Annotated in this window: 9 protein-coding genes; 6 read left to right on the forward strand and 3 right to left on the reverse strand. The window is 69.6% G+C overall.

The genetic code is table 11. The annotated features are described in order from the left end of the window. Window positions 1-150: 150 nt before the first annotated feature. The 6 genes from MJ605_RS09940 to MJ605_RS09965 all read left to right on the forward strand — a co-directional run bounded on the left by MJ605_RS09940 (window position 151) and on the right by MJ605_RS09965 (window position 8,834). Entirely contained in the window at window positions 151-1,311 is a 1,161-nt protein-coding gene (locus tag MJ605_RS09940) for a phytoene/squalene synthase family protein (RefSeq protein WP_243041330.1), read from the forward strand. Next, on the forward strand, window positions 1,308-3,305 hold the full coding sequence (shc, locus tag MJ605_RS09945; RefSeq protein ID WP_243041332.1) for a squalene--hopene cyclase: 1,998 nt from the start codon (window positions 1,308-1,310) through the stop codon (window positions 3,303-3,305). Before MJ605_RS09940 ends, shc begins: the two co-directional genes overlap by 4 nt. Next, the gene (locus MJ605_RS09950; protein ID WP_243041334.1) at window positions 3,302-4,036 is read left to right on the forward strand and encodes a phosphorylase family protein; all 735 of its coding nucleotides are present in this window, start codon (window positions 3,302-3,304) and stop codon (window positions 4,034-4,036) included. Before shc ends, MJ605_RS09950 begins: the two co-directional genes overlap by 4 nt. A gap of 72 nt (window positions 4,037-4,108) precedes the next feature. Continuing rightward, window positions 4,109-6,733, forward strand: a complete 2,625-nt coding sequence (locus MJ605_RS09955; protein ID WP_243041335.1) for an MMPL family transporter — start codon at window positions 4,109-4,111, stop codon at window positions 6,731-6,733. A 19-nt stretch (window positions 6,734-6,752) separates the two neighbouring features. Further along, window positions 6,753-7,130 (forward strand): copper resistance CopC family protein, encoded by a 378-nt coding sequence (locus MJ605_RS09960; protein WP_243041338.1) that lies wholly within the window; start codon window positions 6,753-6,755, stop codon window positions 7,128-7,130. A 48-nt stretch (window positions 7,131-7,178) separates the two neighbouring features. Next, window positions 7,179-8,834: a copper resistance D family protein gene (locus MJ605_RS09965; protein ID WP_243041340.1), complete on the forward strand. Its 1,656-nt coding sequence runs from the start codon at window positions 7,179-7,181 to the stop codon at window positions 8,832-8,834. 24 nt (window positions 8,835-8,858) lie between these two features. Here MJ605_RS09965 and MJ605_RS09970 read toward each other — a convergent pair whose 3' ends face one another. The 3 genes from MJ605_RS09970 to MJ605_RS09980 form a co-directional block, all read right to left on the reverse strand. Further along, the gene (locus MJ605_RS09970) at window positions 8,859-9,794 is read right to left on the reverse strand and encodes a polyprenyl synthetase family protein (RefSeq protein WP_243041341.1); all 936 of its coding nucleotides are present in this window, start codon (window positions 9,792-9,794) and stop codon (window positions 8,859-8,861) included. Window positions 9,795-9,803: 9 nt separating this feature from the next. Further along, window positions 9,804-11,009, reverse strand: a complete 1,206-nt coding sequence (ispC, locus tag MJ605_RS09975) for a 1-deoxy-D-xylulose-5-phosphate reductoisomerase (protein WP_243041343.1) — start codon at window positions 11,007-11,009, stop codon at window positions 9,804-9,806. A 171-nt stretch (window positions 11,010-11,180) separates the two neighbouring features. After that, complete coding sequence (locus MJ605_RS09980) at window positions 11,181-11,957, reverse strand: ferredoxin--NADP reductase (protein WP_243041345.1); 777 nt, start codon at window positions 11,955-11,957, stop codon at window positions 11,181-11,183. Window positions 11,958-12,062: the final 105 nt, after the last annotated feature.

Below are 12,062 nucleotides of genomic sequence, written 5' to 3' on the forward strand. Positions count from 1 at the left end.
TGCCTGGCGCATCCCCCGCCCCGCGCCGCCGCGTCGCTTCTATATTCAGACCGAAAAAAAGGAAGGCTGCATGCGCGGAGATCCGGGTGTTAACATGCCGATGTCGTGCGTTTCTCTGTATGTGAATACTAAGAAGGCCGAGGCATGCCCATGTTTGAAGTGAAGCAAGCCGCCGCGATCGCCCCGAGCAACGCTGCTGCCTACCAGGAAGAGATCCTTCCGAAAGTCTCACGCACGTTCGCCCTGACCATCCCGCAGCTGCCGCCGGCGCTGCGCCACGTGGTCGCCAACGCCTACCTGCTCTGCCGCATCGCGGACACCATCGAGGACGAGCCCGCCCTGTCGGCGGAACAGAAGGGCCAGTACGAGGCCGCCTTCGTCGAGGCGGTCACCGGCCGTATCGACGCGCAGGCGTTCGCCAGCGAAGTAGCCGCCCGGCTCTCCGACGCCACGTCCGAAAGCGAGCGCGAACTGGTCGCCAGGCTGCCGCTGGTGCTGGAGGTCACGCAGTCCTTCAACACAGCGCAGCGCGCGGCCATCATCGAGTGCCTGCAGGTGATGTCGCAGGGCATGCACGAGTTCCAGCGCGTGGTCGGCCTGCAGGGCCTGGCCACCCTCAAGGACATGGACCGCTACTGCTATGTCGTCGCCGGTGTGGTGGGCGAGATGCTTACCCGCCTGCTGGTCGATTTCGAGCCCGAGCTGGTGCCGCAGTACAAGACGCTGATGCGGCTGGCGGTGTCCTTCGGCCAGGGCCTGCAGATGACCAACATCCTCAAGGACCAGTGGGAGGATCGCAGCCACGGCGTGTGCTGGCTGCCGCAGGATGTGTTCGCGCGCCATGGCGTGACGCTGCAAGACCTGCGCGCCGGCCAGCAGGATGCGCACTATGCGCAGGCGATGACGGAACTGATCGGCGTCGCCCATGCCCACCTGTGCGACGCGGTCGAATATTCCCTGATCGTACCGGCGCGGCACGCCGGCTTCCGCCGCTTCTGCCTGTGGAGCATCGGCCTGGCCGTTCTCACCCTGCGCAACCTGCAGGACCGCCTGGACTTCTCCTCCGGCACGCAGGTCAAGGTGTCGCGCGCCGCGGTGGCGCAGACCATCGGCCTGACCCGGCTGACCGACAAGTTCGACCCGGCGGTCCGCTGGCTGTTCGCGGCGGCCGCGCGCAAGCTGCCGCTGACCCCGCTGGCGCCCGAATGGGGCGAGCCGCCGCGCACGCTCCATGCCTGGCCGCGCCGCCGCCGCTCGTACTACGGCGGCGTGGCGCCGGGCCGCAACACCAAAGACGTCAGCACGCTATGACGGGCGTCTCCTCCGCGGACGCCGCGGTCGCCCCGGACGAGCGCCAGGAGACCGGCAACGCCAGGCTGGACCGCGCCATCGAGCGGGCGCGCAAGGCCCTGCTGGAGCGGCAGCAGCCGGACGGCCACTGGTGCTTCGAGTTCGAGACCGATTGCACGATCTCGGCCGAGTACATCCTGATGATGCATTTCCTCGACGAGATCGACGAGGTGCTGCAGGAGAAGCTGGCGCGCTACATCCGCCTCAAGCAGTGCACCGACACGCACGGCGGCTGGCCGCTCTACCACGATGGCGCCATCGACATCTCGTGCTCGGTCAAGGCCTACTACGCACTCAAGGCCGCCGGCGACGACCCGCAGGCGCCGCACATGGCGCGCGCGCGCGCGGCCATCCTGGCACTGGGCGGCGCGGCGAAGAGCAACGTGTTCACGCGTATCCTGCTCGCCATGTTCGGCCAGGTGCCCTGGCGCGCCGCGCCCTACGTGCCGGTGGAGATCATGCTGTTCCCGCGCTGGGCGCCGTTCCACCTGGACAAGGTGTCCTACTGGGCGCGCACCACCATGGTGCCGCTGTTCATCCTGTGCTCGCTCAAGGCACGCGCGAAGAACCCGCGCGGCGTGGGCATCGCCGAGCTGTTCGTGACGCCGCCGGAACAGGAGCGCCACTATTTCGCCCGACAGGGATTCGTCAACCGGCTGTTCCTGGCGTTGGACAAGATCGGCCGCGCCTGCGACCCGCTGGTTCCCCGCGCGCTTCGCCGCAAGGCCATCGCCAGGGCCGAGCAATGGTTCCTGCCGCGACTCAACGGCGAGGACGGGCTGGGCGCGATCTTCCCGCCGATGGTGAACGCGCTGGAGGCGATGGACCTGCTGGGCTACGCCAAGGACCACCCCGCCCGCGCCACCTGCCTGAAGTCGCTGCAGAAGCTCGTCGTGCACCGCCCGGACGGCACGGCGTTCTGCCAGCCTTGCGTATCGCCGGTATGGGATACCGGCTGGGCGGCGATGGCGTTGCTGCGCGCCTCGCCCGACCAAGCCACGCAGGATGCGGTGACGCGCGCGCTGGAATGGCTCGCGCCGCTGCAGGAACTCACCCTGGAAGGCGACTGGGCAGTGCAGGCCCCCGGCCTGCCCCCGGGCGGCTGGGCCTTCCAGTACGCCAATGCCTATTACCCGGACCTGGACGACACCGCCGTGGTGGCGGGGCTGCTGCACGTGGCCGTGCGCGGCACGCCGCAGGCCGAGCGCTACCGCGAGCGCATCGAGCGCGCGGCGGACTGGCTGGTCGGCATGCAGTCGGACAACGGCGGCTTTGCCGCCTTCGACCGCAACAACACGCACTACCACATCAACCAGATTCCCTTCGCCGACCACGGCGCCATGCTCGACCCGCCCACCGAGGACGTTTCCGGCCGCGTGCTGGCGTGCCTGGGCGTGCTCGGCCGCGCCAAGGACAAGCCCGCGATCGAGCGCTGCCTGGCCTACCTGCGCCAGGCGCAGTTGCCGGACGGCTCCTTCTGGGGGCGCTGGGGCACCAACTACATCTATGGTACCTGGTCGGTACTGGCGGGCCTGGCCCTGGTCGGCGAGGACATGTCGCAGCCGTGGATCCGCCGCGCGATCGACTGGCTGCTGTCCAGGCAGCACGCGGACGGCGGCTGGGGCGAAACCAACGACAGCTATTTCGACCCGGCGCTGCGCGGCACCAACGGCGGCGTCAGCACCCCGCACAGCACGGCCTGGGCCGTGCTCGGCCTGCTCGCCGCCGGCGAGGCGGACAGCGAGGCGGTGCGACGCGGCATCGACTGGCTGCTCGACCACCAGCAACCCACGGGCGAGCGTGAAACGGGGCTGTGGTACCACCCGAGCTTCAACGCCCCCGGGTTCCCGCGCGTGTTCTTCCTGAAATACCACGGTTACACCGCGTATTTCCCGTTGTGGGCGCTGACCCGCTACCGGCAACTGTCGTCCCCGCGAGCCAACACCGCGAAGTGAAACACCGGGTAGGCATCGTCACGGCACTGGCGGCGGAAGCGCGCGTGCTCGCGCATCGCGCGGTGGCGCCGGACCGGCCCATTCGCCTTGGCGAGGGCCGCTGCCTGTGGTTGTGCGGCATGGGTCCCAGCGCGGCGCACGAAGCCGCGGAAGCGCTGGTGCGCGAAGGCGCCGATGCACTGGCGGTGTTCGGCGTGGCGGGCGGGCTCGCGCCCGGGCTGCGCAGCGGCACGCTGTTCTGCCCCTCGCGGGTCATCGATGCGGCCGGCCGCGAGTACCAGCCCACGCCGGACTGGCAGGCGGCGCTCGCCAGCCGATTGCGCACCACGGCTCATCCCGTACGGGACAACGGCACCTTGCTCGGCCTGGATGCACCGCTGCTCGGCGTCGCCGACAAGCAGGCGATGCATGCGCGGCACCAGGCCCTTGCCGTGGACATGGAGAGCGCGGCGGTGGCTGCGGTGGCGAGCGAGCGGCAGGTCCCGTTCGTGGTGCTGCGCGCCATCGTCGACGAATGCGACGACGATGTCCCGCTCACGCTCCAGTCGGCCGTGGACGCCTGGGGCCGCCCCCGGACACTGGCGCTGCTGGCCGCGCTGGGCCGCCACCCCGGCCTGCTCGCCCAACTGCCCCGCCTGGCCTCGCGCATGCGCCAGGCCACCCGCGCCCTGCGCGCGGCAGCCGATGCCGCCGGCGATGGATGGGCGCGCGAGTCATGCGGCCCCTGCTAACCTTGCGCGAGCGATGACGGATACCAGTCCGGCCTCGATGGGCCGCCGGCGTATCAACCCCGAGGAGATGGCGTGTTCCATGCGATTCAGAAAGGACTGGTGTGGCTGGTCGACCGCAGTGGCCGCCATCACTTCATCGTGCTGCTGCTGGCCGCCCTGCTGGTGCTGCTGAGCCTGTTCGGCGCCTCGCACCACCTGAGCATGGATACCGATTCGGACCACCTGTTCTCCGACCAGCTTCCCTGGCGCCAGCAGAGCCTGGCACTGGCCCGGCAGTTTCCCCAGTTCAACGACACGCTGACCGCCGTGGTGCGCGCGCCCACGCCCGAGGAAGCGCGCATCGCCGCCCAGGCGCTGAACCGGAAGCTGCAAGGCGACCCTGTCCACTTCCGTTCGTCCTCGACGCCGGGCATCAGCCCGTTCCTCAACCGCGAGGGCCTGGTCCTGCTGCCCCAGGACGAGCTGAACACCACGCTGGACAGCATGCTGCAGGCGCAGCCGCTGCTGGGACCGCTGGCCACCGATCCTTCCGCGCGGGGCCTGTTCAAGGGCATCGACCTGATGGTCGAAGGCGTGCGCCACGGCATGGCCAAGGACCTGTCCTCCTATGACGCCGCCCTGGGCAACGTGGCCCGGACCATGGAGGACGCGGTGGCCGGCCGTGCCGCACCGCTCTCCTGGCAGGCCCTGCTCACGCCCAACCTGGTGGGCGCCCAGGGCGGGCAGGAATTCGTGCTGATCCACCCCGTGCTCGACCATCGCGCGCTGGAGCCCGGCCGCGCCGCCACCGAGGCCATGCTGCGGCTGGCCTCGGAGCTGCCCGAGGTGAAGTCGGGACGCGTGCGGGTGGATTACACCGGCTCGGTGCCGCTGTCGGACGAGGAGTTCGCCTCGCTCACCGACCGGGCCACGCCCATCGCCATCGGCAGCACCGTGCTGCTGGTGTTCTGGCTGGCGCTGGCCCTGGGCTCGTGGCGGCTGATCGTGCCGGTGCTGGTCACGCTCATCGTCGGCCTGATCTATACGCTGGGCTTCGCCGCGCTCACCGTGGGCCGCCTCAACCTGGTGTCGGTGGCCTTCGCGGTGCTGTTCGTTGGCCTGGCGGTGGACTTCGGCATCCAGTTCGCCGTGCGCCTGCGCGCCCGCCAATACAGCGACCACAGCTTCCACGATTCGCTGCACGAGACGGCCCAGCGCGCGGCCAGCCAGATCGGCCTGGCCGCGCTGGCCACCGCCTGCGGCTTCCTGGCCTTCGCGCCTACCGATTTCACCGGCGTGGCCGAGCTGGGCATCATCGCCGGCGTCGGCATGCTGCTGGCGCTGGTTTGCACGCTCACCGTGCTGCCGGCCCTGCTGCGCCTGCTGTCGCGCGCCTCGCCCCACGTCGAGGTCGCGCTGCCCGGTGGCGCCCGGGCGGACGGCTGGCTGGACCGCCAGCGCAAGGCGGTGCTGGTCGTGTTCGTGCTGCTTGGGCTGGCGGGCGCGTGGTGCGCCGCCACCATTCCCTTCGACGCCAACCCGCTGCATACCAAGCGCGCTGACAGCGAGGCCATGCGCACGCTGACCACGCTGATGAACGACCCCAACACCAACCCGTTCACCATGGACATCCTGGCCAGTGACCTGCCCGCGGCGCAGCAGCTGAGCGAGCAGTTGGACAAGCTGCCCGAGGTCATCCAGGTGGTGAGCGGCGCGGACTTCATCCCCTCCGGCCAGGCGGACAAGCTCGAACAGATCGGCCAGGCCTCCGACCTGATGTACGCGGTGCTGAACCCGGGCGAGAAGGCGCCGGCACCCAGCTACGACGACATGCGCGCCGCCGCCAGGGATACCAGCGACAACATCGCCAGCGTGGCCAGCGAGCTGCCGGCCAGCTCGCCACTGCTGCGCATCGGCAAGGCGCTGGCGGCCCTGGCGAAAGGCACCGACGCGCAGATGGCCATGGCCAACCAGGCGCTCACCCAATTCCTGCCCTATACGCTCAACCAGCTGGCCGACTCGCTGTCGGCCGAGCCGATCACGCTGCAAAGCCTGCCCGGCGACCTCAAGCGCGACTGGTTCACGCCGGATGGCCGGGTACGCGTGCAGGTGACGCCGACGGCGAAGGCGCAGAACACCATGGGCCTGCGCAACTTCGTACAGGCGGTGCATCGCCTGGCGCCGGATGCGGCAGGCTCGGCGGTGAGCACCATCAAGGCCGCGGACACCATCCTCGATGCGTTCCGCGAGGCCGCCATCTACGCCACGCTGGCCATCGGCGTGGTGCTGCTGCTGGTGCTGCGCCGGCTGCGCGACGCGGGGCTGGTGCTCGCCACCCTTATCATGTCGGCCCTGCTGACCGCCCTGCTGGCGCGCCTGGCCGGCATCTCGATCAACTTCGCCAACATCATCGCCCTGCCCTTGCTGCTGGGCGTGGGCGTGTCGTTCAACGTGTACTTCGTGATGAACTGGCGGCACGGCATGCACCTGTTCCTCGGCTCGCCAACCGCCCGCGCCATCCTGTTCTCGGCGCTCACCACCGGCACCGCCTTCGGCAGCCTGGCCATCGCGCGCCATCCCGGCACCGCCAGCATGGGCCAGGTGCTGCTGCTCAGCCTGCTGGCCGTGCTGCTGTCCACCTTCGCCTTCCTGCCCGCCATGCTGTATTCGATCGGGTTGTGCGAGCCACCGCCGGCACGGCCCGATCCCCACCACTGACCCATCCAAGGAGTGACCCATGCGTCCCGTCCATCGCCTCGCGACCGTCGCCTTCGCTGCCTCCATGGCGTTCGCCAGCATGGCCGCCAGCGCCCATGCCATCCTCATCGACAGTTCGCCCAAGGCGAACGGCAGCGTGGCCGCTGGGCACGTTCCGCTGGCGCTCAAGTACAACAGCAAGATCGATCAGGCGCGCTCCAAGCTGGTGCTTTCCGGCGGCCCCGGCCAGCAGGACGTCACGCTGCGCATCGCCGCCGATGCCGGCAAGCCCAGCGAGCTGGACAGCGAGGCGGACCTCAAGCCCGGCAGCTACGTGATCCACTGGCAGGCCCTCGCGCTGGACGGCCATATCACCCGCGGCGATCTGCCGTTCACGGTGGGCGCAGCCGCGCCGTAATCTCCATACCGTTGCCGGCCCATCCACCGCCCGCCAACGAGGGATCGCGTGAACCTGTTCGTCGATATCTTCGGCTACCTGAGCATCATCCTGCATGGACTGGTCATCGTCGCGCAGTCGATGACGCTCGGCGGCCTGTCATTCCTGCTATTGCTGCTGCTTCCCCTGGCGCCGTCGCTGGCGCGGGGCGCCTCGCTCGAACGGCGCGTGCTGCGGCTGACCTGCACGGCCGCCGCGGGGCTGATCCTGGCCGAGCTTGCCACCACGGCGCTGCAGGTGGCGGTGCTGATGGCCACGGTGGACCTGCCGCTGGGCAACGTGCTGCAGGCATCGTTCGCGATCGCCGGCGGCGTGAAGATACTGTGCGCCGCGCTGATCCTGGCCGGACTGAATCCGCGCACGCTTGCCTCGCGTGGCGGGCGCCTGGCGCTGCTGCTGGTCGGCGTGGCCGAGCTGGCCGCGGCTACCTTCACCACCCACGCCTACGCGCGCCTGGACGACAACGCGCTGCTGCTGGCGGTGGAAGGCCTGCACCAGCTCGGCGCGGCGATCTGGATCGGCGCCATCCCGGCCTTCGTGCTGGTGCTGCACCATCTCGACGAGGCCCAGGGATTGCGCCAGGTCGGCGCGCGCTTCTCGCGCATGTCGATGGCCGGCGTGGCATGCATCCTGCTCTCCGGCGTGACCATGTGCGTGTTCTACATCGGCGACTGGTCCGGCTTCTACGGCACCGCCTACGGTGTGATGGTGGGCGCCAAGATCGTGATGTTCCTGGCCCTGCTGTTGCTGGGCCTGGGCAACTTCCGGGTCACCGAGCGCCTGCGCAAGGGCCAGGTGGCGCCGGTGCTGCGCATGCGCCGGTTCGCCGAGGTGGAGATCGGCATCGGCTTCACCATCTTCTTCGCGGCCGCCTCGCTGACTTCGGTGCCGCCGGCGATCGACCTCACCGCCGACCGCGTGAGTCTGCACGAGATCGCCGAGCGCAACGCGCCGTCGTGGCCGCGGCTCAGCTCGCCCGACCACGACAGCCTGGCCATCTCGCAGTTGCAGGCGCAGCTCGACCGGGACGCCGAGCGCCACCACCAGGTGGCGCAGGCGGCCACAGTGCCCGGCTCGGGCGTGCTGCCGCCGCGCAATGCCGAGGACATCGCGTGGTCGGAATACAACCACCACTGGGCTGGCATCTTCGTGCTGCTGATCGGCCTGCTGGCCCTGCTCGGCCGCGCGGGCGTGGGATGGGCCAGGCATTGGCCGCTGCTGTTCCTGGTGATGGCGGCCTTCCTGCTGGTGCGCTCCGATCCCGAGGTATGGCCGCTGGGCCAGGAGGGATGGTGGGCGGCGTGGCGCGATGTCGAGGTGTCGCAGCACCGCTTCTTCGTGCTGCTGATCGTCCTGTTCGGCGCGTTCGAATGGTCGGTGCGCACCGGTCGCCTGCGCAGCGCGCGCGCCGCGCTGGTGTTTCCCCTGCTGGTGGCGGTGGGCGGCGCCATGCTGCTGACGCACAGCCACCAGATCTCCAACGTGAAGGACCAACTGCTGATCGAGCTGACGCATACGCCGCTGGCGCTGAGCGGCGTGGCCGCCGGCTGGGCGCGCTGGCTGGAACTGCGCCTGCCTGGGCGCGGCGGCCGGATCGCCGGCGTGGTGTGGCCGATCTGCTTCATGCTGACCGGCGTGATCCTGCTGTGGTACCGGGAAGCCTGATCCGGGCTTCCCACCGGGCAGCGATCAGCGCACGCGGTGCACCACCATGTCGGCCAGCGCATCCAGGTAGGCAGCGCTCTCGCCCAGCGGAACCAGCGCAGCGCGTGCGCGCGCGCCGAGATCCTCGGCCAGTACGCGCGCGGCCTCCAGCCCCAGCAGCGACACGTAGGTAGGCTTGTTGTCCTGCGCATCCTTGCCCGGCGTCTTGCCGAGCGTGGCGGCATCGGTGGTGACGTCGAGCACGTCGTCCACCACCTGGAAGGCCAGCCCCACCGCGCGCTGGTAGTCATCCAGCGCGGCGAGCAGGGACGGTTCCAGCACTCCGGCGCCGCAAGCCGCGCCCATGAACACCGAGGCGCGCAGCAGCGCACCGGTCTTCATGCGGTGCATGCATTCCAGTTCCTCGCGCGGCAACGCGACACCGACGCTGGCCAGGTCGATCGCCTGCCCGCCCACCAACCCGTGCGAGCTGCTGGCCCGCGCCAGCTCCTGCAACAGCACGACGCGCTGTGTCGCCGGCACTGGAAGTTCGCCGATCACCGCGAACGCCTGGGCCTGCAGGCCGTCGCCGACCAGGATGGCCATCGCCTCGCCGTAGCGCACGTGCACGGTGGGTTGGCCGCGGCGCAGCAGGTCGTTGTCCATTGCCGGCAGGTCGTCGTGCACCAGCGAATAGGCATGGATCATCTCGATGGCGCTGGCCGCGCCGTCGAGTGCCACAGGACTGGCGCCGACCAGTTCGCCCGCCGCATGGCAGAGCAGAGCGCGCAGGCGCTTGCCGCCGCCCAGCGTGGCATAGCGCATCGCCTCGTGCAGCGTTGCCGGCGGCGCGTCGGCCGCCGGCAGGTAGCGTTCGAGCGCATGCTCGGTACGCGCCAGGATCCTGGCCATCCAGGCATCGAACGGCTCGGGACCCGCGGTGGACGACGCATCGGGCCAGAGCTGGAAAGCTTCACTCACAAGGGTCTCCTAATGGGCGGCCACCCGGCGGATGCCGGGCGCCGGCAGGCGGCGAATGAGATGTCGTGCCAAGGCACGCGCGTGCGCGTCGGCGGCGAGAATGTCATCCAGCAGATGGCCGGGCGCCAGCACGGGGGCATGCTGCAGCACTTCCTCCACCACCGCCGCGATGGCGGTAAAGCGGACCTGCCCCTGCAGGAAGGCGTCCACCGCCACCTCGTTGGCGGCGTTGAGCGTGACGCTGGCCGCGCAACCCTCGCGCAATACCTGCAGGCCCAGGCGCAGGCAGGGAAAGCGCGCCAGGTCCGGCGCCAGGAAACTCAAGCCGGAGAGCCGGGTGAAATCCAGCGGCGCCACGCCCGAGGCCATGCGCCCGGGCCAGGCCAGCGCGTGGGCGATCGGCGTGCGCATATCGGGATTGCCCAGTTGCGCCAGTACCGACTGGTCGGCGTACGCCACCATGGAATGGATCACGCTCTGCGGATGGATCACCACCTCGATGCGCTCGGGCGGCACGTCGAACAGCCAGCGCGCCTCGATCACTTCCAGCGCCTTGTTCATCATGGTCGCCGAATCGACCGAGATCTTGCGCCCCATCACCCAGTTGGGATGCGCGCAGGCCTCGTCGGGCGTGACCTCGTCCAGGCTGTCGAGGTCGCGATGCAGGAACGGCCCGCCGGACGCAGTGAGTATCAGCCGCTCCACGCCGCCGCTCGCTTTGCCGCCGTCCAGGCACTGGAAGATGGCGTTGTGCTCGCTGTCCAGCGGCAGCAGGGTGGCGCCGTGCTCGGCCACCGTGCGCATGAACAGCGCGCCGGACATCACCAGCGCCTCCTTGTTGGCGAGCAGGATCTTCCTGCCGGCGCGCGCGGCGGCCAGCGACGAGGCCAGCCCGGCGGCACCGACGATGGCGGCCACCACGGCGTCGCCGGCACAGGCCGCATCGCACAGCGCCTCGGGCCCATGGGCCACCTCGGTGGGCAACCGGGCTTCGCGCAGGCGCCTGGCAAGACGCTCGGCGTCCGCCGCCGCGTCGACCACCGCCAGCGCGGGGCGGAATGCCAGGCACTGCTCGTAGAGGCGATCGATGCGGCGGTGCGCGGTCAGCGCCACCACCTCGAAGCGTTCCGGATGGCGCGCCACCACATCAAGCGTGCTGGTGCCGATGGAGCCGGTGGAGCCGAGGATGGACAAGCGCTCGCGGGAACCGCTCATGCGCCGGCCTCCCGCCTCGTCGGCGGATACGCCACTTTCAACGCTTCGACAACTCGGGGCAATGCATGCACGACGGACGCTCCTCGGGGCGGAGTCTCGACTGGCCGTTCGGCCGGATTCGTGTCGCCTGTCCTGGCGTGTGGCTCCAACCTACGCCGAACCGACCTTCGCTCACCTTTCCACGAAAGCCCGCTCGATCACATAGTCACCCGGCTCGCGGGTGCGCGGCGAGGCCTGGAAACCGCGGCCGTCCAGCAGCGCGCAGGCGTCCTCCAGCATGGCCGGGCTGCCGCACAGCATCAGGCGGTCGGTGGCCGGATTCAGCGGCGGCAGGCCCGCCGCCTCGTTCAGGCGGCCATCCACGATGGCGTCGGTCAATCGTCCACGGTGATGGAACGGCTCACGGGTGACGCTGGGGTAGTAGACCAGCTTCTCGCGCACCCATTCGCCCAGGTAGTCGTGGCGCGGCAGTTCCTGTTCCAGGTAACCGGCGAACACCAGGTCGCTGATCCGGCGCACGCCGTGCGCCAGCACGATCTTGTCGAAGCGCTCGTAGGTCTCCGGGTCGCGCACGATGCTCAGGAACGGCGCCAGGCCGGTGCCGGTGCCCAGCAGGTAGAGGTGCTTGCCGGGCTTGAGGTCGTTGAGCACCAGCGTGCCGGTCGGCTTGCGGCTGACCATGACCGGATCGCCGGGCTTGAGATGCTGCAGGCGGGAGGTCAGCGGGCCGTCGGGCACCTTGATGCTGACGAACTCCAGGTGTTCCTCGTAGTTGGCGCTGGCGATGGAATAGGCACGCATCAGCGGACGGCCGTCCACTTCCAGGCCGATCATCACGAAGTGGCCGCTGTCGAAGCGGAAGCCGGGATCGCGCGTCGTGCGGAAGCTGAAGAGACTGTCGTTCCAGTGATGAACGTCGATCACGGTTTCTGTCGCCAGAGCCACCATCACAACCACCGTCTCGGAAAGAGTAAGTGTCGTGGCTCTTGGTACAGGTTTCGTCCGGTTGAAGTCAATCCTTGACCGGATGGCGGCATCGTGCGCGTGAGGCGT

Source organism: Dyella sedimenti, from assembly GCF_022760995.1.
GTDB lineage: Bacteria > Pseudomonadota > Gammaproteobacteria > Xanthomonadales > Rhodanobacteraceae > Dyella > Dyella sedimenti.